Origin of the sequence: Bacillus sp. S2(2024) (genome assembly GCF_050474045.1) — a bacterium.
Classification (GTDB): Bacteria; Bacillota; Bacilli; order Bacillales; family Bacillaceae_G; genus Bacillus_A; species Bacillus_A yunxiaonensis.
This window is the reverse complement of record NZ_JBFLUS010000003.1, coordinates 1,457,978-1,480,609: the sequence shown is the minus strand read 5'-3', so window position 1 is coordinate 1,480,609 and position 22,632 is coordinate 1,457,978. Positions and strand designations below refer to the sequence as shown.

General features: G+C 35.9%; 21 protein-coding genes and 1 pseudogene. 7 read left to right on the top strand and 15 right to left on the bottom strand.

Features of this window, described 5'->3' with window-relative positions; all coding sequences use genetic code 11:
- Nucleotides 1–45: 45 nt before the first annotated feature.
- On the top strand, nucleotides 46–1,293 hold the full coding sequence (gene iscB, locus AB1284_RS07400) for an RNA-guided endonuclease IscB (protein ID WP_429750492.1): 1,248 nt from the start codon (nucleotides 46–48) through the stop codon (nucleotides 1,291–1,293).
- Nucleotides 1,294–1,481: 188 nt separating this feature from the next.
- A complete protein-coding gene (locus AB1284_RS07395; RefSeq protein ID WP_429754330.1) occupies nucleotides 1,482–2,375 on the top strand; it encodes a pentapeptide repeat-containing protein in 894 nt (297 codons plus the stop codon).
- Between the two features lie 85 nt (nucleotides 2,376–2,460).
- On the opposite strand, the gene cysK is transcribed toward AB1284_RS07395, so the two are convergent.
- Both cysK and AB1284_RS07385 read right to left on the bottom strand, forming a co-directional pair.
- Nucleotides 2,461–3,378 carry a cysteine synthase A gene (cysK, locus tag AB1284_RS07390; protein ID WP_429750494.1) on the bottom strand — a complete coding sequence of 306 codons (918 nt, stop codon included), beginning with the start codon at nucleotides 3,376–3,378 and terminating at the stop codon, nucleotides 2,461–2,463.
- Nucleotides 3,379–3,404: 26 nt separating this feature from the next.
- Entirely contained in the window at nucleotides 3,405–4,613 is a 1,209-nt protein-coding gene (locus tag AB1284_RS07385; RefSeq protein ID WP_429750496.1) for an MFS transporter, read from the bottom strand.
- A gap of 264 nt (nucleotides 4,614–4,877) precedes the next feature.
- Between AB1284_RS07385 and AB1284_RS07380 the strand changes: the two genes are divergently transcribed.
- Nucleotides 4,878–5,438, top strand: a complete 561-nt coding sequence (locus AB1284_RS07380; RefSeq protein ID WP_429750498.1) for a GNAT family N-acetyltransferase — start codon at nucleotides 4,878–4,880, stop codon at nucleotides 5,436–5,438.
- A 55-nt stretch (nucleotides 5,439–5,493) separates the two neighbouring features.
- On the opposite strand, the gene hflX is transcribed toward AB1284_RS07380, so the two are convergent.
- From hflX to AB1284_RS07365, 3 genes are all read right to left on the bottom strand, one after another.
- Nucleotides 5,494–6,756, bottom strand: coding sequence for a GTPase HflX (gene hflX / locus AB1284_RS07375; RefSeq protein ID WP_429750499.1), 1,263 nt, complete (start codon nucleotides 6,754–6,756; stop codon nucleotides 5,494–5,496).
- Nucleotides 6,757–7,248: 492 nt separating this feature from the next.
- The gene (locus AB1284_RS07370; protein WP_429750501.1) at nucleotides 7,249–8,700 is read right to left on the bottom strand and encodes an RNA-guided endonuclease InsQ/TnpB family protein; all 1,452 of its coding nucleotides are present in this window, start codon (nucleotides 8,698–8,700) and stop codon (nucleotides 7,249–7,251) included.
- Between the two features lie 269 nt (nucleotides 8,701–8,969).
- The gene (locus AB1284_RS07365; RefSeq protein ID WP_429750503.1) at nucleotides 8,970–9,764 is read right to left on the bottom strand and encodes a polyphosphate kinase 2 family protein; all 795 of its coding nucleotides are present in this window, start codon (nucleotides 9,762–9,764) and stop codon (nucleotides 8,970–8,972) included.
- A gap of 445 nt (nucleotides 9,765–10,209) precedes the next feature.
- On the opposite strand from AB1284_RS07365, the gene AB1284_RS07360 reads away from it, so the two are divergent.
- Nucleotides 10,210–12,033, top strand: a complete 1,824-nt coding sequence (locus tag AB1284_RS07360) for an APC family permease (protein ID WP_429750505.1) — start codon at nucleotides 10,210–10,212, stop codon at nucleotides 12,031–12,033.
- A 274-nt stretch (nucleotides 12,034–12,307) separates the two neighbouring features.
- Here the strand turns inward: AB1284_RS07360 and AB1284_RS07355 are convergent, their stop codons facing one another.
- Nucleotides 12,308–12,685: a DUF3888 domain-containing protein gene (locus tag AB1284_RS07355; protein ID WP_429750506.1), complete on the bottom strand. Its 378-nt coding sequence runs from the start codon at nucleotides 12,683–12,685 to the stop codon at nucleotides 12,308–12,310.
- A 474-nt stretch (nucleotides 12,686–13,159) separates the two neighbouring features.
- On the opposite strand from AB1284_RS07355, the gene AB1284_RS07350 reads away from it, so the two are divergent.
- Nucleotides 13,160–13,624 (top strand): hypothetical protein, encoded by a 465-nt coding sequence (locus AB1284_RS07350; protein ID WP_429750508.1) that lies wholly within the window; start codon nucleotides 13,160–13,162, stop codon nucleotides 13,622–13,624.
- A 241-nt stretch (nucleotides 13,625–13,865) separates the two neighbouring features.
- Here AB1284_RS07350 and AB1284_RS07345 read toward each other — a convergent pair.
- From AB1284_RS07345 to AB1284_RS07335, 3 genes and pseudogenes are all read right to left on the bottom strand, one after another.
- Nucleotides 13,866–14,816: pseudogene (locus tag AB1284_RS07345) on the bottom strand (recombinase family protein); the annotation flags it as partial.
- Nucleotides 14,817–14,943: 127 nt separating this feature from the next.
- Nucleotides 14,944–15,162 (bottom strand): hypothetical protein, encoded by a 219-nt coding sequence (locus AB1284_RS07340; RefSeq protein ID WP_429750510.1) that lies wholly within the window; start codon nucleotides 15,160–15,162, stop codon nucleotides 14,944–14,946.
- A gap of 216 nt (nucleotides 15,163–15,378) precedes the next feature.
- Nucleotides 15,379–15,507 (bottom strand): hypothetical protein, encoded by a 129-nt coding sequence (locus tag AB1284_RS07335; protein WP_429750512.1) that lies wholly within the window; start codon nucleotides 15,505–15,507, stop codon nucleotides 15,379–15,381.
- A 211-nt stretch (nucleotides 15,508–15,718) separates the two neighbouring features.
- Here AB1284_RS07335 and AB1284_RS07330 point away from each other — a divergent pair, with 211 nt between their 5' ends.
- Nucleotides 15,719–16,360, top strand: coding sequence for a hemerythrin domain-containing protein (locus tag AB1284_RS07330; RefSeq protein WP_429750514.1), 642 nt, complete (start codon nucleotides 15,719–15,721; stop codon nucleotides 16,358–16,360).
- Nucleotides 16,361–16,798: 438 nt separating this feature from the next.
- Here the strand turns inward: AB1284_RS07330 and AB1284_RS07325 are convergent, their stop codons facing one another.
- On the bottom strand, nucleotides 16,799–17,260 hold the full coding sequence (locus AB1284_RS07325) for a hypothetical protein (RefSeq protein ID WP_429750516.1): 462 nt from the start codon (nucleotides 17,258–17,260) through the stop codon (nucleotides 16,799–16,801).
- A gap of 679 nt (nucleotides 17,261–17,939) precedes the next feature.
- On the opposite strand from AB1284_RS07325, the gene AB1284_RS07320 reads away from it, so the two are divergent.
- Nucleotides 17,940–18,260: a DUF4440 domain-containing protein gene (locus AB1284_RS07320; protein WP_429750517.1), complete on the top strand. Its 321-nt coding sequence runs from the start codon at nucleotides 17,940–17,942 to the stop codon at nucleotides 18,258–18,260.
- A gap of 295 nt (nucleotides 18,261–18,555) precedes the next feature.
- Here AB1284_RS07320 and AB1284_RS07315 read toward each other — a convergent pair whose 3' ends face one another.
- From AB1284_RS07315 to AB1284_RS07295, 5 genes are all read right to left on the bottom strand, one after another.
- A complete protein-coding gene (locus AB1284_RS07315) occupies nucleotides 18,556–18,789 on the bottom strand; it encodes a hypothetical protein (RefSeq protein WP_429750519.1) in 234 nt (77 codons plus the stop codon).
- Nucleotides 18,790–18,857: 68 nt separating this feature from the next.
- Entirely contained in the window at nucleotides 18,858–19,442 is a 585-nt protein-coding gene (locus tag AB1284_RS07310) for an HMA2 domain-containing protein (protein ID WP_429750520.1), read from the bottom strand.
- Entirely contained in the window at nucleotides 19,414–21,549 is a 2,136-nt protein-coding gene (locus AB1284_RS07305; protein ID WP_429750522.1) for a heavy metal translocating P-type ATPase, read from the bottom strand. Before AB1284_RS07305 ends, AB1284_RS07310 begins: the two co-directional genes overlap by 29 nt.
- Entirely contained in the window at nucleotides 21,530–22,069 is a 540-nt protein-coding gene (locus AB1284_RS07300) for an HMA2 domain-containing protein (RefSeq protein WP_429750524.1), read from the bottom strand. The genes AB1284_RS07305 and AB1284_RS07300 overlap by 20 nt, the downstream gene beginning before the upstream one ends.
- A gap of 13 nt (nucleotides 22,070–22,082) precedes the next feature.
- Nucleotides 22,083–22,397: an HMA2 domain-containing protein gene (locus AB1284_RS07295; protein WP_429750526.1), complete on the bottom strand. Its 315-nt coding sequence runs from the start codon at nucleotides 22,395–22,397 to the stop codon at nucleotides 22,083–22,085.
- Nucleotides 22,398–22,632 lie beyond the last annotated feature (235 nt).

The window sequence follows — 22,632 nt, the reverse complement described above, 5'->3', positions numbered from 1 at the left end:
TACAAACATTGGCGAAGGGAAACAAACTCTTAGGAGGGACAAAACATGCGTGTATTTGTCAAGAATTTACGAGGAGAACCACTTATGCCTTGCAGTCATCGTAAGGCACGGCTTCTTCTCAAACAAGGAAAAGCAACGATTATTGGATATACTCCGTTTATCATTCAACTTCTATATGCCACAGGTGAAACAATGCAACCCGTCACAATCGGTGTTGACAGTGGGGCAAAGCATATAGGCATTGCGATTGCCATGGAAAACAAAGTGCTAGCAAAAGGAACCATTGAGTTGCGTCAAGACGTCAAAGAAAATCTTACACTAAGAGCTACATTACGCAGAGGTAGAAGACAACGAAAAACAAGATATCGCAAAGCACGTTTTCTCAATCGGAAAAAGAAAGAAGGATGGTTGCCACCATCGATTCAAAGCAGAGTGGATAATCAAATTCATTGGATTGAAATATTTCGCTCGTTATTACCATTTCCAAAAGTGATTGTCGAAGTAGGAAAATTTGATGCACAAAAGCTAAAAAATCCCGATATACAAGGAATAGAATACCAACAAGGAGATACCTTTGGCTTTTGGAATACAAGATATTACGTATTTGCGAGAGACAACTATACGTGTCAAATTTGCAAGAAAAAAGGTGGTATCTTGCATACGCATCATATCATCGAACGATGCAGTGGCGGTTCAGATATGGCAGATAATCTTGTAACAGTGCATGATGAATGCCATCAAAAATTTCATCAAGGGAAAATCAAACACAGTTTCAAAAAACTAAAACAATATAAAGAGACTGCTTTTATGAATATACTGCGTTTGCGAATCATGAATCGTTTAGATTGTGACATTACGTACGGCAGTTACATCACACCAAAGCGAAAAAAAATGGGTTTATCAAAAACACATGTAAATGACGCGATTGCGATTACCCATCCAACACAAATACAAGAATATAATCAAAGCGGTGAGTTTCGAATTAAGCAATTTAGAAAGAAAAAACGCTCCCTGCATGAAGCAACCGCAAGAAAAGGAAGGAAAACAAAGAATACAAGTGCAAAACGGAACAAGAAAAATACATCACATATAGATGGAATCTATTTAGGTGATAAAGTAAAGGTATTTGGACAAGTAGGATTTGTGACAGGATTTACAGGAAAAATGGTATACGTACAAGATATACATGGACAATATATACAAAATCCTGCGAAATCCTATAAGCAAGTGAAGATGTCAGATATGGAACGTATACACCATACGAACAATTGGCAGTTCTTACAAATCAGTTAGGCTATGCCTAACCGAAATTCATCCCCACCTTACCGCTGGGCTCTTATACGTCACGCGCTTGAAGATGAGGACTTCTTTCGGAAATACATTAAATTGGAATGCGCTTTTTAACATACATGAAGCAACAACCAAACTATTAATCTTATCTATTAATTTATAAAATTAATACGAAAACTAAGGAGGTCCACATATTGATCGGGAATCATAATTATCCAAAACACGACTTGAATCATAACAATTTGCGCGCTGACTGTGAAAACTGTTTCGGCTTATGTTGTGTTGCACTACCCTTCGCAGCTTCGGCAGATTTTGCAATTAATAAAGATGGTGGCAAACCCTGCCCTAATCTGCAATCGGACTTTCGCTGCGGTATTCATAAAGATCTCAGACAGCAAGGGTTTAAAGGATGTACCGTTTTTGAATGCTTCGGCGCAGGACAAAAGGTTTCCCAAGTCACTTTCGAAGGAGTAGACTGGCTTAAAGATCCAAAAAGGGCGCAGAAAATGTACAATGTGTTTCCAATTATGCAACAACTCCATGAAATGCTCTGGTACTTAACTGAAGCCTTAACATTGAAAGCAACTCGTCCGATTCACCGAGAGCTTAGCCTCGCTTTTGATGAGACAGAACGACTTTCTCAACTGAGTCCCGATTCACTCATGGAGCTAGACGTTCCATTACACCGAGCAAATGTCAACGCTCTGCTTTTAAAGACAAGCGAACTAGTATGGACGGAGGCACGTCGCCAACATAAGAATTCAAAAAAAAGCAAGAGAATTAACCATCGGGGAGCAGATCTCATGGGTGCAAAACTTAAAGGAGCAGATCTCAGAGGAGCAAATTTAAGAGGAGCATACCTTATTGCTGCCGACCTCCGAGGCGCCGATTTGAGAGCGGCTGACCTTATCGGTGCTGATTTACGAGACGCCGACCTTAGCGGAGCAAATCTCACAGAGAGTATCTTTCTCACCCAAGTTCAGATTAACTCAGCAAAGGGCGATTCACACACAAAATTACCTCATTTGCTTTCTCGTCCAACACACTGGTCTGTTTTGAGTAAAAAAACAAATAAAACAAATTAAAAGAATCCAAGATGCTACATACTGAAAATATGTAACAAACAGAAAAAGAGGATGTATGTTTCATATACATCCTCCTTCATAGCAATCATTCAAATAACCCCATACTCAAATACCGTTCTCCTGTATCTGGCGCAATACATACTACCTTTTTCCCGACACCTAGTCTTTTCGCTAGTGTAATCGCTGCAAAAACAGAAGCTCCGGATGATGGTCCTACTAAAATCCCCTCTTCTTTCGCAAGCTTTCTCATTGTCTCAATTGCATCTTCATCAGCAATTTGAATGATTTCATTATAAATCTCTGTATTTAAGTTTTTTGGAATAAATCCTGGACTTGTTCCCACTAATTTATGCGGGCCCGGAGTACCACCTGATAAAACGGGAGATCCTTTCGGTTCCACAACTGCAATATATAAATCAGGAAGCCTTTCTCGTAATGTTTCGCCTGTCCCTGTAATAGTTCCACCTGTTCCAGCAGTTGCAACAAATGCATCTAATTCACCGTTCATTTGTTTATAAATTTCAACTGCTGTTGTAGTGCGATGAATATCAGGATTTGCTTTGTTCTCAAACTGCTGTGGAATAAAGCTGCCTGGAATTTGCTGCTGCAATTCCAATGCTTTTGCAATTGCCCCCGGCATCCGTTCAACAGCTGGTGTCAGTACTACCTCAGCTCCGTATGCCTTCAGCAAGTTAATGCGCTCTTTAGACATATTGTCTGGCATAATAAGAATTGCTTTATATCCTTTCGCAGCCGCATTCATTGCCAACCCTATTCCTGTATTACCACTTGTCGGTTCAATAATTGTATCTCCAGGTCGTATAAATCCATTCTCTTCTGCCATATGAATTAAATTATAAGCCGCACGGTCCTTCACACTACGTGACGGGTTAAACATCTCTAATTTCACATATATATCAGCCGCATCTTCCGGAACAATACGCGATAAACGCACAACAGGTGTATTTCCAATTAACTCTGTAACGTTATGATATATTTTCATATTCGAGGCTCCTATTCCATCCATTTCTACATCGTTTTACGATCATTTGGCAGTAACCATGATGATAAACCAATTAACGGCAACATGCTACATAGCAACATAATAAAGTTAAGGCTATATATATCTGCCAATTTCCCAAGTATAACTGCTCCTAATGCCCCAAGTCCAAATGCGAGTCCGACAATTAAACCTGATACCATGCCAACTTTTCCAGGAACAAGCTCCTGCGCGTACACAACAATAACACTGAAACTACTAGAACTAATAAATCCAATACAAAGAAATAACGGGACAACCCAAACAAGCGAAACATGTGGCAATAACAGTGCTAGAGGTGCTGAGCCAAGCATGGAAAAGACAATAATATTTCGTTTTCCAAACCGGTCAGCTAACGGTCCTCCAAAGAACGTTCCAAGTACGCCGGCAATCATGAAAGCAAATACATAAAACTGTGCATTTTTAATAGATAGTCCGTAATGCTCAATTAAATAAAATTGATAAAAGTTTCCTATTCCTGCCCCATACCACGAACGAACAAACGTTAAAAATACAAGTAAAACAATAACAAACTTAACACGGCTGCTTATTACTAGATTTTCAGCTTCTAGTGCAGCTCGTTTCTTCCTTCTTACAGCCCCGCTTGCTAACTCCCCTTTATACCATGTAGAAACAAAGTATAATAAAACAATGCCAACTACCGCAAAGCCCGTAAACCAAACAGTACCGATTTGACCAAGTGGAACAAATACGAGTGCCGTAAAAATTGGCGCAAGTGAATTCCCGGTATTTCCCCCTACTTGATAAATTGATTGTGCTAAACCACGCTTTGCTCCTGCTGCCATATAAGCAACTCGAGCACCTTCTGGATGAAACACAGCTGAGCCAAGCCCAATAAATAAAACGGATAAAATAACAATAAAAAAGTTCGGTGCAAACGCAAGTCCAATCATCCCAAGCATGCTTGAGAGCATTCCAAGTGGCAATAAATATGGGGAAGGCTTCTTATCTGAATACATTCCAAACATCGGCTGCATAATGGATGATGTCATATTCAAAGCAAAGGCAATCCACCCGACCTGCATATAAGATAAATTCATCGACTTTTCCAAAATTGGAAATAGCGCTGGCACAACTGCCTGCATCGAGTCATTAAGAAAATGACCGAAGCTAATCGCAAATAAAATACGGTAAATCGTTGGTGTAGTCATCGCATTCGGCTTTTGTGCTATCTGCATGTTACACGCTCCTCTCCTTCTGTGCTGAAAATAGCCTGTGCATATATTTCATACACCGCTTATTTTTCTGACTTTTTAAACAAAACCTATTTTATACCTCTTTTTCACCTTTTTCCACTTCTCTGCTTACTGTCGTATGATAAACGCATAAAAGTTGAAATCTAGTAAATACCTTTTTATTAGTTTTTAAAATTCAGAAAATCATTTACCATATACATCCATTCAAGTATCATAATATGAAAGAACAAGTAAGGAGTATCTAATATGAATCCATTATTATTAAACTTTCCTTCTGAATTTTATACCGAGAGACTTCTCATACGAATACCAAGACCTGGAGACGGAAAAGAAGTATATGAAGCGATCAATGAGTCTATTGAAGAATTAAAACCTTGGATGCCTTTTGCTCAAAAAGAACAAACGGAACAAGAAGTAGAAGCAAACATTAGAGATTCTCATGTGAAATTCTTGGCACGAGAAGATTTACGTTTACTCGTTTTTCTGAAAGAAACAGGTGAATTTGTTGCCTCTTCAGGATTACATCGTATTAACTGGGATATTCCGAAATTTGAGATTGGTTATTGGATTCATTCCCGTTTTAGCGGACAAGGATACATGACAGAAGCCGTTACAGGAATTGTAGATTTTGCCTTTAAAGAATTAAGTGCTAATCGAGTAGAAATTCGCTGTGACTCAAGAAATGTAAAAAGCCGTGCTATACCCGAAAAACTAGGCTTTAAATTAGAGGGCATTTTAGAGAATAACAGTGTATCTGTAGATGGTGCTGAATTACGAGATACATGTATATATGCAAAGAAAAAATAACGAAAAAAAGAGTTGCAATACAGCAACTCTTCTCTTCATATTTCAAACGAATTCTTTAACATATTACATACTTTTTATATTTTTCAAAATCACTCGTTTTACATTCCACGGTAATTTTCGTACCTTCATTTTCGTAGTCCGTCGATAAAACATTAGCATGTTCGTTAAAATAAGAAATTAATTGCCCTTGATCATAAGGAATTAACATTTCACACTTTGTATAATCTTGATAAATTTGCGTACGAATCATTTGTACAAGTTCATCCATACCTACTTTTTGTTTAGCTGACAAATACACACGATTATCTTGTACTTTTGGAATTTCAATATCCATAACATCTGCTTTATTATAAACGTAAATGGTTGGGATATTTTCAACACCGATTTGTTTTAACATTTGATTAGTAATATCGATGAGATGCTCATAGTTTGGATTTGCATAATCCACAATATGAATGAGTAAATCTGCCTCCGCCACTTCTTCTAACGTCGAACGGAACGCTTTCACAAGATGATGCGGCAATTTACTAACGAACCCAACTGTATCTGTTAATAAAAATGATTTGTTATCTGGCAATTGAATATTTCGCACAGCTGTTTCGAGCGTCGCAAATAGCATATCTTTCTCAAATACTTGTTTCTCTGTAGATCCATTAAATATTTCAAGCATAGCATTCATCGTTGTTGATTTACCAGCATTTGTATATCCTACTAACGAAACAACAGGTACTTCATTTTTCTTACGCTGTTTACGCTGCGTTTGACGATGCAGAGTGAGTGCTTCTAACTCTTTATTTAGCGCGGCAATTTGCTCTTCAATCTTACGGCGATCAAGCTCTAGTTTCTTTTCCCCGACACCTTTGTTTCTCGTACCAACACCGCCGCTTTGCCTTCCAAGCGATTCACGCAGGCCAATTAAACGAGGCATCATATATTGTAAATGTGCAACTTCAACCTGTAATTGCGCCTCTTTCGTTTTGGCACGCTGCGCAAAAATATCTAAAATTAAAATTGTACGATCAATCACTTTACAATCTATATCCGCTTCCAAATTTCGGATTTGTGAAGGAGATAACTCATCGTTGAAAATTACCAAATTTGCATCTGCTTCTTTCACAAACGCTGACACTTCTTCAATTTTACCCGTTCCAATATAATGGGATGGATTCACACGATGTAAATTTTGTGTAACTTGCCCTATCACTTCCACATCGCACGCTTCCGCTAAATTCGCTAACTCCTCCATCGAATATTCGAAATCACTTTGACTATTTAAATTCACTCCGACTAATATTGCTTTTTGTACTAATTTTTCCATATATTTATTCCTCCATTTCGATTACGCGCAAAATAAAAAACACAAGCTACTGCCTGTGTTTTTCATAAACGGATGAGAGTACGACAAATAAGCATAAAAACATCGTCTCTAGCTTGTTCAATGGTCGTCAAACCCAGCATACTATACCAATTCTAAAAATTGTTTGTATACATGCATCGTATCATTCTGTTTTTAAAGGCAAAACAAAAAGAGGGCGTATTCGTCCCTCCCTCTTTTCACATATAAGTTTAATAGGGTTCCTTTAAAGAGACAGACCAATCCCGTTCACTCTGCACACAGACAGAGCCTTTGAGCGCTATTCAATTATTGGCACAAAGTATTGAGACGTAATCTGATTAAGATCAAAGGAGACCCCTCCGTTCATTAAAAGTTACATAAATTTTAGCACAGTTATATAGCTGACACAAGAATGAAAACTCCCGCCACTTATCTCCTTCGGATCTTGAAGTGGGGGTTTCTCGTGTATCATCTTCAAGAGATGCTTAACACGAGTGGAGTTGACACAGCTGCCTGATGGCACAACCCCTCTATTCCATCGGCAAATGCCTTTGGAACTACTTTTTTTAATATGTTATAGGCACCATTCACATCTGCGTTCAGTAGTTTATTCTCTCTCGTGCGATACAAGCCACGTTTGATCCGTTTTCCACTGAACTCAGGAATGTCTTCCTCACCGTAAGTGGGGATATCATCATTGTCTAGAAAGGATGCCTTGCTTGTATACGATTCTTCCACGACTTGTACCATGACGCCCTGTCGCTTTGCCTTGTAGTTGATCATTTCAATGAGTAGATTATGTGGGATATGGCAAAAGGATTGATTCTGTCGTTTTCCCATCTCACTGTTTTGTTTCCATGATGTATTTTTCCCAATCACAATCATAGAAATCTCATGTTGAATCGCGAACTGAACAATATGATAACTAATTTTATGGAAAAGGTCTTTTATTTTGAGAAATCGCTTTTCATGAAGCCTCTCTAGACACTTTGATGTGTGTGGTCCTTCTTTTGGTTCTTTTCCATGACGAAGAATACCCGTGAAATAAGCCTTTTTCTTGTTGTAGTATTGATTCATACTTTTAATTACATTGCCCTTTACTAACACAGGAGTAGCACCCGTATTCGTTATGATAGTTGCAACATTATTGACCCCTAAGTCAATACTCATATAACGATTGTTTTCAACACCCTCAGGTGCTGGTTCGGACTGTTCTGTCACAATTTCAACTTTAAACTTCCCGTAAGTAGGAGAAACACGTACCTCTTTGAGATTACCAATCCGCCCAAACAATTTACCGATATTTAATTTTATGTTTGTTTTTGGAAAACGAATGTACTTATCTTGGAGTTTACATACTTGATTTGTAAATACAATTTCTTTCATAGATGATTTGATATATTTAGGAATGCGAGGTCTGCCCGTAAAAGTGGAAGGATGTTTTTGGTATGCCTTGATGGAAGCGAAGAATGATTTCCAGTTTTGATACAACTTCTTCATAACTGCTTGATTCGTTTGCGCTGGCAAGTTCATATAATCTTGTTGTTTCATTGTTTTAAACAAACAATCTAAGAAATGATACGATAGGAACGATTTCTCTTTTGTCGGGAAGGTAAACAAGTTACATTTTATATCTTTCTGTTCTTTAACAGGTTTTTCTTTTTGTTTTTGTACGCGTTTTTGGTATGCATGCAGTTGATTTTCATTCATGATTTCAATATGTGCTTGTAATGTATGAAGAACTTCTTGTTGAAGTGGCTGTAATGGTTGATCCGTACGTAAGGCCGTATACACTTGGCGAATATAGAAGTTTGTTGTATTGTAGAGATTTTTTGCGTTTTGACACATTTCTAGGAAGTAAGAGTATAACTTATGACCTTTCTTGATCCAAATTTGATAGGTTGCATATTCTTTTTCGTTTGTCATGATTTTCACCTCCTTCTTCCCTTAATGATACCATGAATTCTCACAAAAAGAACATATATTCGTATCATTATCAAAATTTTTTTGCGAATGCAAGGGCAATACATCCCCACCTTAAACTAGGCTATGCCCTGCGCGTTTTGAAGATGGGGTTTTCTTGCCAAATTTCCGATAAAGAAGGGATAACTAGCCCCTGCTTTATATAACTAGATAAAATCAATACTATAATCATTTAATAAGATTCACTTCATACAAATTTAACGACTTATATCTTAAACTTGTTCGGTTTCCTCTTGCTTTTCTTCTTTCATTTCATGATAGTATGATGGCAGTTCTATACCATGTTCTAAGAAATAGTCCTCAATTAATGAAATTATCACTTTCAATGTTTTTACACGCGCATACAATTTATCATTGCCAGGTATAATATTCCACCTTGCATTTGGTTTATCTGTTTTTTCAAACATATCTTCCATTGCCTCGACATATTCATCCCACTTTTCACGATTGCGCCAATCTTCATCTGTAATTTTCCATTTCTTAAGGGGATTTTGCTCTCGCTCTTTAAATCGCGCTAACTGTTCATCTTTGCTAATATGATAGAAAAATTTCGCTACTATGTAATGATCATCTGTTAATAGTTTTTCAAAATCATTGATTTCATCGTATGCTCTAGTCCACTCTTCCTTTGTAGCGAAACCCTCTACACGTTCAACCAATACACGACCGTACCAAGAGCGATCGAAAATAGTGATTTGGCCATATTGCGGGATTTTCCGCCAGAATCGTTGCAAATAATGATAACGTTTTTCATGAGGAGCAGGCGCACCAATTGGATTTACTTGCAAGCCGCGCGGATCAAGGTGCTCGGTAATTCGTTTAATTGCCCCCCCCTTTCCAGCAGCATCCCAACCTTCCATAGCCAAAATAACGGCTATTTTTTCTTCTCGTAAAATCTGCTGCAACGCTAGTAAACGCATTTGATACTTTTCAAGCTTCTTATTATATTTTTGTTTCGATTCAATTTTTTTGGTTAAATCTACTTTTGCAAGACGATCTTTTTTCATAATAGAATCCCCCTTTTTAAACAATTAACATTATTTTAACATAATTTTCAGTATTTTATGTATACATATCCCACTAAAGAATACCAACACGTATCACAAGCTATACCATTTACTTTAGGTAGTATACCTTTGATACTTTGCTTATTTATAATACAATGCAAGAATGAATGATACGATATGATAGAAAAGGAGTTTTGTTGAACTTTATTTCTAATTACTATATACACAATCATTCATCGACTTCCCAATACAAAGAAAAGTGACTTAATCTCTCCCCTTCTATCTCCTCTATATCCATTCTTTTTATGTAGTAAAGAGGTTATTCTGTCACTGTTTTGTCAATTTATTATTAAATGATAAAGAATTCATAATAAAAATATCTATTCACTCGCTATCAATTGTGATATTCTGTTCATTGGAAAATTTATATATTGGTGGTGCATCCATGTTTTCATCGTTCAAAAGGTTTTTAATTGGTAGACCCCTTAAATCAAATGCCTTAGGCGAACAAAAATTAAATAAGCTAAAGGCATTGGCTATTCTTTCATCTGATGCTCTTTCTTCTGTTGCGTATGGAACGGAACAAATTTTAATTGTTCTTGCAGCACTTGGATCGATTGCCTTTTGGTACTCTATTCCAATAGCAATTGGGGTTCTTATTTTATTAACCGCACTGATTTTATCGTACAGACAGATTATTTTTGCCTATCCGCATGGAGGAGGAGCTTACGTTGTTTCTAAGACAAATTTAGGTATAAATGCCGGACTCGTTGCTGGCGGCTCCTTACTGGTAGATTATATCCTTACCGTAGCTGTAAGTGTATCAGCGGGAACAGATGCGATTACATCTGCGTTTCCGGTTTTACATCAGTATACCGTTCCAATCGCGGTCATACTTGTTATTTTCATTACAATCCTAAACCTTAGAGGAGTAACAGAATCCGCGTCTATTCTAGCTTATCCTGTCTATCTCTTCGTATTAGCACTCATTTTATTAATTACTGTTGGAGTGTTTAAAATCGTAACTGGACAAGCGCCAGCAACCTTACATACACCTATTGGTACTGTAGTACCGGGAGTTACATTATTCTTTTTATTAAAAGCATTCTCATCTGGATGTTCTGCATTAACAGGGGTAGAGGCTATTTCAAATGCCATTCCTAATTTTAAAGAACCCGCTGCTAAAAATGCGGCCAAAACATTAGTTTTGATGGGAACAATTCTAGCAGTCTTATTTACTGGAATCACGGTTTTGGCATTTTGGTACGGTATTGCTCCGAAGCCTACTGAAACTGTTGTATCTCAAATTGCATCAGATGTATTCGGAAGAAGTTATGTTTACTACTTTATACAAGGAACAACAGCACTTATTTTAGTATTAGCTGCTAATACGGGATTCTCTGCATTCCCATTATTAGCTTACAACCTAGCATCAGATAAATACATGCCTCGTATGTTTTTAATGCGCGGTGATCGCTTAGGATACTCAAATGGAATTATGACACTAGGAATCGCTTCTATTATTTTAATAATTGCGTTTCAAGGAAAAACAGAACAACTAATCCCGCTATACGCAGTTGGTGTATTCCTTCCTTTCACCTTGTCGCAAACAGGAATGATTGTAAAATGGTTACGCGAAAAACCACAAGGATGGTTACCTAAATTACTAACAAATTTAGTAGGGGCGCTTATTTCACTATCTGTATTATTGATTTTCTTTATCACAAAGTTTACACAAGTATGGTCTGTCGTTATATTCCTGCCAATTATTGTGTACACCTGTCATCGTATTTATAAACATTACGATGCCGTTGGAGAACAACTACGTATCAATCCAAATGCAGTTTCTCACAAATTTGAAGGAAATATTGTCATCGTACCCGTTGCAGGAATCACAAAAGTAGTCGAACAATCCATTAATTATGCCGAAGCTATTGGTGATACTGTCATCGCAGTATATGTAGCCTTCGACAAAGAAAGTGAAATAAAAATGCAACAAAAATGGAAAGAATGGAAACCAGATGTTCGTCTTATTACAGTGGTTTCTTCTTACAGAAGCTTAATGAGACCTATTACAAAATTAGTAGCTATGATTCAAGATAAAGCACAGGAAGATCATCAGTCAGTTACTGTGCTCATTCCGCAATTTATAACCAAAAAAAGTTGGCATAACATCTTACACAACCAATCAAGTGTTTTATTAAGAATATACCTTTTATATAAAAAGAATGTTATTGTTTCAACTGTTCCGTTCCGATTTAAGAAATAGCTAGTAAACTATTAAATTTTTCTATCCTTGCACAAGAACAAGACCCCTAACTATAAATGAGTTAGGGGTCTTGTTTTTATTGGTTAGTCTTTAATACTTCTTCCCACTGTATCTATTTATTTTGCATGCGGAGAAATTTTTGAACATGCATCTCTTATCTCTTAGTTTTCACATCACATTTGAAATGCGTAGTGTTTGCAAATAAATGCCTGCTTTATTAGGTTAGTTGAACAAGAGGTTATGATAACAGGACAAGGAAAATCCCCTTATCCCTTTAAACATCCTGAATATGTTTAAAATCGGTCACTTCTTGACCATCATGAGCAATTCTTATTGTAATTTCATCAATTCCATTTCCTGTATGTGCTTCATAATAAGAATGAACTCTAACTGTTACTTCATAAATACCTCCAACACCAGTCAATTGTTTTATATTTACAATCTCAGTCTCCCATCCTCCCCATTGAGGAACTCCCTTTGAAGCATCCTTATAAATTTCTGCCAAAGCGTTATTAATTGAAGGTGCGAGACTTACAATTAGGGCGTACTTAACCATTTCATTGGTGGTTTCTGTTTCATTCGCTTGAACAGGGGCAGAAAAAAGAGAAAAAATAAACATTGATACGCTAATTAAAATTAAGATCTTCTTCATAAGCATCACCTAAACCTAATATCCTTCTTTCAAAGAATCTTATTCAACTAATGAGGAGCTCAGTGGAATAACATATGATAATTTATTGAGGTGAAAATTTTGAAATACGTAGTTTTTACCTCAATAAAAAAGAATCTAAATTATTAACTAACGGGTTCGGTTATGGAGTACAAAATCTAAAAAAACAATACAATTGGCAGTGCAATTCTCATTTGAATTAGCATTGCCAATTGTATCGATATATAAGGGGTTCCTCCGTTTTATCAAGCAACATAACAAAACAATTAACATACCAATTAGCAAGCGCCTGCTGGACAGCAGACAAGCTCCAAAAGGAATGCAAAAATGAGTGTTAAAAAGTGTGCTAATTGAGTGGCCAAATTTTTAAGAATACTAAAAATCGTTAAATATGCAATGCAATAGAAAATATCATATAGGCAATCCTAACCATATAAAAAGTATGGGGTGAATCCTATGAAGAAAATAACGTTAATGTTAGTTATAGTGTTTTTCTTTATTGCTGGAAATGCATATGCTTCTAAATTTATTGAGACAGGAAAAGAAGTAGAGGTAAAAGATTACGCACCAAAGATGTTTATATATCAGTCACTACACGTATGGATGACACATGATGTGTCAGAATATTACCGCAAAAAATATAGTGCAAAAAAATCAGTAGAGTGGGAAGGTCCAAATCCAGATAAAATCCGTATCTGGATAAAGGAAATTAAACCAGGTTCAGTCGATAGAACACACACACATATTGTAAGAGTCTTCTTGCCTTATGAAAAAGTAATTATTGACGATAAAAAGGAAATAAAGGCAGCAGATACATTTATTTATGCAATTAACGCAAATTTACTTTCACTTTGTCCTGAATCGGGTAAATCTGAAAAAGAAATAAAACTAATTAATTCTTACCATAAGGTACGTCCTTAAATAAAAGTATAAGTATTAAGTGTAATCTTTAATAGTGACACTTTTGTTTATTAAAGTTATTGACAAAAGTTAATGAACAATACGATTCTATATAGAAACAAAAAGGCACTTGATTCGAAATCAACTGCCTTTTTTAGTGCTAATTTGATGTTCATAAATTATGCTAATTGATATGCAAACTCGGTTGTGAGCTACTGTTTTGTACTTCAAAACCGAACCCGTTAATGTGTACACTCCCTTCTTATAATGGACTTTCAAAAGTATATGTAATATCCACTGTCCCATCTTGATGAATACTAATTTTTTGAATTAACGTCTGAAATACATGGATTAAATCTTGCTCTTGGTGTTGCAACTGTTCAAAAGCTTGTTTTATTGTTTTAATATCCATTTGCACAGCATCACTATTTTGTAAGATAAGCAACTCATGATTCGCTTTCGTTATTTCTGTTTCAAAATCGTTTCGTTTTTTTTCAAATTCTTCTTTATTGATGAGTCCTTCTAAATACAGATCCAGTAGTGCTTTTTTCTTTTGCTCGTTCACATTCATAATCTGTTGTAATTTTTTTATCTTTTTCTCTTGCCCCTCTTCGACATTACTTTGAAGTTTTAAAGTAACAGACGCCCCTTTTTTCACTAGCAAATCAATAATGAACTGACGAAAATCATGATATTGAATGGGTACATGATTTACACAACCATGCTTCCCAGCTCTTCTATACTGTGAACACTTTAAATATTTCCATTCTGTCCGTTCACCACTCTTTTTTCGAAGATGGGATTGTACAATAACCATATTCGAACCACAGACTGCGCATTTTGCTAAATTACGAAATTCATTCCAGGCTGTAATTTTCGTTTTATTATCCGTTATATTTTTCTCATTTACTTGACTCCAAGTTTCTCCATCTATAATTGCTGGATGATGATTCGGAAAAACAAACCACTTTTCTTTTGGATTTCGAATTTGTTTTTTCTTGCCACCGACTTTAACCGATGTATATTGATTAAGAATAAAAGTGCCCTTGTAAATAGGATTTCGAACAATTCTTTGCACAGATGTCATTTGCCAAACACTTTTATTTTTAGGCTTTATTCCTAATCGATTGAGCTCATTGGTAATTTTTTTAAATCCCCAACCACTGTTATACCAATCATAAATCCTTTTCACAACGTTTGCTTCTTCTTCATTTTTAAATAAAAATAAACATTAAGAAATTCCTATATGTACAATGTATGAAGATTCACTTGTAGGACAACACTGAAAGTCCACATTATACGAAGAAAAAAACGGAGCACAAAAGCTCCGTCCGCATACTTTATTGTCTCTCTATCCGTTGAATGTCTGTTTCTACGGTAAAAACTCGTCTGTTTAAAACTTCTGTCTTGTCATTAACATGTTCTATAATTCTTTCTGTACCAGCAGCAAAACTTTCAATAAAGTCCTTTTGCAATAGTTCCAGCATTTCCTTTATTTCCGCTATATCTTTCCGCGCCGCCTGTAACTCGTTAAGAGTTTGTTTCAACAATTGTTCCATCGCTGCGACCTCCACATATTTTTTCATTCCAACGTACCATGCTTTCTTTCCTTTTTAGAAAATTTTTCTTTAAGTCAAATTTTCCACAACAGATTGTGCTGTTTATATGACTCAATCCATCTCTTTCACCCTTTCTTCGTTTGAAATATGATAACTAAAAAAATAGCTATTTGTTGAAAAAAAGGAATAAACCCTAAAAACAGAAAAATCTCCTGCTCAACCAGGAGATTTACTATCTTTCTTCTTTATAAAATACACTTCTAAAGCTCGAAGAAACGCTTCTTGAACTTTTATTGTGCCGTATGATTCATTTCCAAGTTTGAGTGGGGATGCTTTTTTGACCATGAGACATCACCTCACCCCCAATATATGCAAGTTAATAAGTGAGACAATCCTACTAATTTATTATAAAGTTAGCAAATTGTTCTCCTACTAGCCCATTCCAATATTCTTCTACTTAAGAGTGATACATTTATACTTCTACACATATATGTATTTCCGCATCATATATTCAAAATGTAAACATTTACCAAAGTATAAGAGGAGGATAGATAGGATGTCCCAAAATAACAGACAACCTGAACCATCCCAACCTGAAATCGAAATTACACCTACAGAAGATTTGATGCGGGAACATGGTATTTTGAAAAGACTTCTCTTAATTTATGAGGATGCGGAAAAACGATTACGTGGGTATAAGCCGCTCCAACCACATATTGTCTATCCTGTTATTCTGCAGACTGGTACGATTGCAAAGAATTTTATCGAGAACTACCACCAAAAGTTGGAGGAAAATTACATCTTCACTAGATTCCTTCAGGAGCAAAGCCACGTTGACTTAGTGCGCACCTTACAAGAACAACATATAGCTGCCACTAAACTAACAGCTCTTATTTTACAGGCTATTAGTCAAGGAGATCAGTATATGCAAGGTAGGAACTATATAGCCCACTTACTTTCCTTATATAAACAAATGTATGAACCTCATGAAGCGCGTGAGGATACAGTTTTATTTCCTGCATTCCGTGAAATCGTAACCCCAGAGGAATTTCAAGCATTAGGAGAGAAGTTTGAAAAAATCGAAGAAACAATGTTTGGTAAAAATGGATTCCAAACCATCCTTAAACAAGTGGAACAACTCGAAAAAGCCTTAGGTATCTATGAATTATCACAATATACGCCTCATTTTACAAAATAAACACCTGCAGACAAAGCAGGTGTTTTATCTTCTAATGATAAAGGGAGTTAAGACATATAGACGTAGTTAAAGATTAGATTACAGTACTTAACACACAGTAAATCGGCTGATTTTATGTCGGAAATTACTTAGCGTACAAAATCTGCGTTTGTGGATGCCCCCCATACCCATCAACTTAAGATTTTGAAGTGCACCCAAAGCGAAATTTTTTCTCGCTACATTTATTTATGATAATTAAGTTCACTTTTTTCGTTTTAGGGTATTTTTATTTGTTAGCTTGATGACGACGGGGCGGAACCCCAGACTATTGGGGGTTATTGTATTATCTCTTCTTTAGGTTGGGTAAAAAAGAAGATAAAAGTAATTAAAGACAGAGCTAGAAGAAAGACTCCATTTTTAGATGGCTTAATAGAAGGAATATCGGTTAAAGCCATGTCATCATTCCTTTGTAAGTATTTTTAATAAATTAGGATTAACATCAAAATGTTTGGACACAACCTTTTGAAAATAAGTATAATCTCTTTTCAAGTAAGGAAGAGTAGGTTCGAGTTTAGGAACACCAAAAATGGGTCCACCAACAGTAATGCTAAATCTGCCAGATGCAATGAAGCTACCCTCAACACCAATTTCATCATTGAGTAATAAAACTGCGAGGATAACGTCTATTACATCAATAATCACATTCGTAGTTTGTTTTTCAAATTTACCTTCAATTCGACTTCCCCCTGTTAATGGTCCTCCTAATGCAACGCGAAACCCTCCTGATGTCACAAAAACTCCTATAATGGTGATTTGTCCAGTTAACAATAGTGCGACTGTCACAATATTGAGATCGCGTTGGATAGACCTTATGACTTGTAGATTTTTTGTAATTTCAATGTTTTTTTCCAATATTGTCACACCCTCTAGATACATATTATTCTGAGTGATGTTAAATGTGAGAAAGGATAAGTATGAAATATAGGAATTTATGTAGTAGTGAACCAAATTATCTTCAATAGACACATTAATTATAAAAATACATAATATAACTTTATGAATAAATGTGAATTAGGCCTCCATTTATTACAACCCCGTCGGTGGGACCTCACATTATAGATGGACAAATTCTTTGTTTTGAGGCGGGAGTTTCCGCTCTTGCTACCGCTGCTGGACAAGCAATGATTCCGATTCTAATTTTAGGCGCTGTTATCGGAACCATTGCAGCAGACACATTCCTTTCCATCTCAAAACACTAAATTCTCCCCCCTATCTCTCTATAATTTCAATTTAGCATTTTTATAATCATCTTTATTCCGGTTATTAAGATTTAAGCATACATTTTGTTTAATCTTGATAAATATTTATTTGTATTGACTTAAAAGGAAAATAAATGTATTTTTGTGTTAGGTAAATTTTTTTTACCTAAGGCAAATTTCGGATAATTCCAAATTAATGCCATATTCTTCCTCTGTAGCCCCCATTACTATCTTGGGGGCTACTCCCCAGTTTAAAAATTAAACATAACACCATTTATTGATAATACAGAAAAGAACTAGATTAAAAAACACATTTTCTTACCCTTTAGGAGATGTTTTATATGAAAAATAATAGTAATCTTAAAACAAATATGCGAATTTCCGCAGAAGAATTATTAAAAATACTGGCAGATGATTATTTTAAGTTTGATAACTCAAAAAATATAAAGATTAGAAAAAACTATAAAGATGATCATTCATTATTACCAGACAACTTACTAATTTTAAGTTTTGATATACATGTATTGTCATCAAAATATGTGTTAACCATCCATAAAATATTTAATGAAACAAAAGGAATAAAAACTATACATAGCTCTATTTGGAGAAAAAAAGATAGTAATTGGAATTTGTTTTTTCAGCAAGAAACAAAAATAAATTAAGGATAACCATTCATAATTAGGTGTACAGACCCATCGTCATCAAGCTAACAAATAAAAATACCCTAAAACGAAAAAAGTGAACTTAATTATCATAAATAAATGTAGCGAGAAAAAAATTCGTTTTAGGTGCACTTCAAAATCTTAGTTAATGGGTATGTGACAGGACCCCTAAATCAACTTACACTTCATCCCATGTATTTCTTACCTTCTTAGAAGATTCCATAAAATTAACACAAGTCTTTTACAAAGCCAAAAATAAAAAAAGGAACAGCTAATTAGCTGCCCCTACTTTTTCTTATCGCACTTGTAATTCAGCAATCATATCTTCCAAACGTTCTTTTTGCGCTACTAATTCTTCTACAGATGGTTGGTAAGATCCAGCTCCTTGAGGTGCTCCTCCACCAAATACTCCGTTTGGTTGTACAAGACGTTGTAATTGCCCACCATTTTGTTCATATAAACGGTATCCTACCGCTCCTACAACTGCTCCAGATACAAAACCCATTAAGAAATCTCTGTTTAATGCCATATTCTTTTTCCCCATTTCATATTATTTTATTTTATATAAATTCATATAATGTTATATGAAAATACAACTTAAATTGTATATCTCATCTGATTACTAACACGCATTTCATGTAATAATTCTAATACATTGACTGCCCATGTTACCATTGCCACTTGAAGCATATTAGACGGTCCAAATGATAAAATACTAAGTACACCTGTTAAAATATCAGGGTGGCGTAATTTATTGTTGTTTCCATGTGATAATACAGCGTATCCTGTTGCAATTACAGCACCATAGACGAGCGCATCTGGACTTTTCATAGATGGTTTACGAATATACGCGAATAAAAGTAGTGCACCAGCTACCAATGAACGAAATACATCGCTACGTACACTTGGTGTAACGTGAATCATAATATCATCTAGTGGATCTAAACGAGTTTGGTGAAAAAACAGTGATACATACTTTAACACATGATTACGTGAAACTTCTGTTACATCGTATTGAATCAACATAGTCTGAATTAATGGCTGAATACGTACAAATTGAATCCCCTTTAGCGATGAAAACATCATTTGAATTTCATCATATTTCGTGTTATCTCGCAATGCTGTAATTTGTAACCTAAGGCGTCCTGGTATATCATGCAGGATGTAAAACTTTGGTCCCATACCTCCCGTCTCCTTCCCATAAAATTCTTGCACTGTTAAATACAACACCAATGGTTGCTGCATTATGAATAGCTGCTCCTATAACTGGTGAAAAGATCCCAAATGCACCGAATAAAATGGCTGCCCCATTAATCACAAAAGTTGCAATAAAATTCTGCTTAATAATCTGTATTGTTTTTTTGGATAGTCCAACTAATTTGGGTAACATTTCTGGATGGTCAGATGTAATAATAATGTCACTTGCCTCTGATGCGATATCCGTTCGCTTTGCGCCCATCGTTACTCCTACATTTGCGTGAGCCAATGCAGGGGCGTCATTGATTCCGTCTCCTACCATCATTACTCTATTTGTACGTCCGTATTGTTTCACATATGTTGCCTTCTCTTCAGGCAACGCTTCCGCATGATACCAGTCAAGACGAAGACGCTCTGCCATTTCTTGTGCCACTGCCTTTTTGTCACCAGTTAGCATCACAACATCTTGAACTCCTTCGTTGCGTAAATCTTGAATTGCACGGTACATGCCAGAACGAATTTTATCAAAAATGCTAATAACTCCTACTAACGCCTCGTCGTATGCAACATAAATAACATTTTCATCCTTGTCTAATTCTTGGATGAAACAGGTCATGTTTACCTCTAATTCGTTCATAAAGCGTAGGCTACCCACTGCAATGCGCTTTCCATCAAAGAACGTACAAATCCCTTTCCCAACAATTGTTTCGACTTGCACATTTTCATCTCGTTTCGGAATCTCTATTCCCCATTCATCTGCTTGTCTTACAATTGCATCTGCAATTGGATGAGATGAGTTTTTTTCGGCAACAGCTGCCCATTTAATGATCTCTTCTCTTCGATACCCCTCACAAGGAATGACACGTTGTACAATTGGCGTTCCTTCTGTAATCGTACCCGTTTTATCAAGAATAACTGTATCTAACTTAGCCATTTCTTCAATATGATTACTACCTTTAATAATGGCACCTTGTTTTGCCGCTTTCCCAAGCGCAGCATACAAAGCCGTAGCAGTTGATAATTTAATACCACAAACAAAATCAATAACAAGCATATTCATCGTACGATTCATATTTCGTGTTAAAACAAAAGTAAAGAAAGCGAGTGCGAATGAGACAGGAACCATTTTTTCCGCTAATGTATCTGCTAAATTTTGAATTGGAGCTTGCTTTTCCTGCGCTTCCTCTAATAGCTTCACAATTCGCGAAATGGCTGTATCATCTCCGACTTTTTCCACAAGAACCGTTAGTTGTCCGTTTTGCAAAATACTCCCCGCATAAACTTGCGCATTCTTCCCAACCTCTTTTGGCATATATTCTCCAGTAATAGATGCTTCATCTACCAACCCGTTACCTTCTAAAACAATACCGTCTATAGGAATTTTTTCTCCTGTGAAAATCACAACAGTGTCATCAACTTGGATTTTTTCCAAAGGAACCTTTTCTTCCACTCCCTGCTCATTCAATCGCCATGCATATGTCGTATCAATTTCTAAAACAGAATGAATATACTGTTTCGTTTTTTCCGACGTATATTCTGTTAATAATTCACTAATGGTAGACATCAGTGTAATCACAAGCGCTGAACCTGGGTTTTTTAAATATAAAGAAGCAAAAATAGATGCTGCCGTTAACGTATTGGCATTTGCTTTTTTTTCTGTAAAAATATTACTTATCCCATCTTTTATCACTTCAGAAGAAGCAAAAACGGAAGTTGCCATTGCTACCCAATACGAAGCTGTTTTCCACACAAGCCCAAGCTGACTACCTTGAATATACCAATTTGCTAAAAAGACCCCCGCACAAGCTGCAACAGGTGCCAACTGCTTCCATGAAAATGTACCATTATGTATCTTCTTTTCAGGTAAAAGAAAACGAGTTAGCCATATTTTCAAGTTGTACAGAGATAAATTTACATCATGGTAAATAAGCAAACTCCCTGTTTCACGAGTATACGTTGCTGAAAATACTTGCGGAAGGGAACGAACTAAGCTTTCTATCATAGCGGGATGATCAGAACTTTTCACCTGCAATCGTGTTCTTCCAGGTAAGGAATGCACCACATGAATTGAATCAAACATGCGGCCCTTCACTTCCTTTCCCCTTTATAATAGAATACGCCCAGTAAAATAGGCTTGCAGAAAATGTAGGAGCACTGCTGAATCCATGTATTCCTTTACCTAATAAAAACAGTACAAATAAACTATCAAAATCAGCAAATCCATTCGTCTGTCTTTTAATTCCTACGTCTACCGTCTCTAACGTTCTTTTCATCCCTCTCATAAGTGAAGCATCTGTATAGAGAAGAGCGTCCGATGCCGTCTGCACAATAAATTGAAGAATTTCATCTAAGTCTTGCTGACTAATATGAGGAACAACAAATTCTAACGTAAGACTACCTGTAATGTGAGAAGCCTTAGAAGTTAAAATAAGCGGATGCTTTTCTACTTTTTTATCTAAAATTTGAGCTACGATAGTATTTTTCCAATTGTCACACTGTATGCGCAATCGTCCTGGCATAGCATGTATAACTTTTATCTTTTGGTCTCGAAATTGAGACATAATCTTTGGAGCAAATAAAGAGGCTCCTATCCCCACAATCGTTGGTATCAAGCTGTCTCTCCCCCTATCCTACATATTCAGTCATGTATACTTCGTCTAGTATTCTAAACCACGTCTCTAATTCTTTCATATTCGTAACATAGGAGGCATCATATGTGATAACTAGACTTCCTGTTTCTTTTGTTGACTGAACAGAAAATACAAATGGTTGTACTTGAAGCTGTTTTATAATTTTTTCTACTAAAATATCTTTTACTTTCCATTCAGCAGATTGAAGCCGAATACGTCCTGGAATAAAGTGAACTACCTGAATGTCATATTTCCCAAGCTTTCGCTCCACATGTTTCGTTATCATAAATTCCGTAACTTTTCCAAACATAATAAAAAACACCAACTCTTCCATTATTTTATCAATATATATTTCTTATAGCAATGATTTCAATACAACAATGTAAATTTTATCAAAAAAATGTAAATAAAATCAATTTTTATACTAGACTAAAAAAGTTGGTCGAGGTAAAATATCGAAGTAGAACACCATGTTTTTGGCTCTAGGGAAAAAATCAAACCATATTTTAGGTTTTTAAATATAAAAAATACTATATTATCTTTCA

Coding starts and splice junctions, on each gene's coding strand:
- iscB (WP_429750492.1), top strand. CDS start 46: ATGCGTGTATTTGTCAAGAATTTACGAGGAGAACCACTTATGCCTTGC.
- cysK (WP_429750494.1), bottom strand. CDS start 3,378: ATGAAAATATATCATAACGTTACAGAGTTAATTGGAAATACACCTGTT.
- AB1284_RS07385 (WP_429750496.1), bottom strand. CDS start 4,613: ATGCAGATAGCACAAAAGCCGAATGCGATGACTACACCAACGATTTAC.
- AB1284_RS07380 (WP_429750498.1), top strand. CDS start 4,878: ATGAATCCATTATTATTAAACTTTCCTTCTGAATTTTATACCGAGAGA.
- hflX (WP_429750499.1), bottom strand. CDS start 6,756: ATGGAAAAATTAGTACAAAAAGCAATATTAGTCGGAGTGAATTTAAAT.
- AB1284_RS07370 (WP_429750501.1), bottom strand. CDS start 8,700: ATGACAAACGAAAAAGAATATGCAACCTATCAAATTTGGATCAAGAAA.
- AB1284_RS07365 (WP_429750503.1), bottom strand. CDS start 9,764: ATGAAAAAAGATCGTCTTGCAAAAGTAGATTTAACCAAAAAAATTGAA.
- AB1284_RS07360 (WP_429750505.1), top strand. CDS start 10,210: ATGTTTTCATCGTTCAAAAGGTTTTTAATTGGTAGACCCCTTAAATCA.
- AB1284_RS07355 (WP_429750506.1), bottom strand. CDS start 12,685: ATGAAGAAGATCTTAATTTTAATTAGCGTATCAATGTTTATTTTTTCT.
- AB1284_RS07350 (WP_429750508.1), top strand. CDS start 13,160: ATGAAGAAAATAACGTTAATGTTAGTTATAGTGTTTTTCTTTATTGCT.
- AB1284_RS07340 (WP_429750510.1), bottom strand. CDS start 15,162: ATGGAACAATTGTTGAAACAAACTCTTAACGAGTTACAGGCGGCGCGG.
- AB1284_RS07335 (WP_429750512.1), bottom strand. CDS start 15,507: ATGGTCAAAAAAGCATCCCCACTCAAACTTGGAAATGAATCATACGGC.
- AB1284_RS07330 (WP_429750514.1), top strand. CDS start 15,719: ATGTCCCAAAATAACAGACAACCTGAACCATCCCAACCTGAAATCGAA.
- AB1284_RS07320 (WP_429750517.1), top strand. CDS start 17,940: ATGAAAAATAATAGTAATCTTAAAACAAATATGCGAATTTCCGCAGAA.
- AB1284_RS07315 (WP_429750519.1), bottom strand. CDS start 18,789: ATGGCATTAAACAGAGATTTCTTAATGGGTTTTGTATCTGGAGCAGTT.
- AB1284_RS07310 (WP_429750520.1), bottom strand. CDS start 19,442: ATGGGACCAAAGTTTTACATCCTGCATGATATACCAGGACGCCTTAGG.
- AB1284_RS07295 (WP_429750526.1), bottom strand. CDS start 22,397: ATGTTTGGAAAAGTTACGGAATTTATGATAACGAAACATGTGGAGCGA.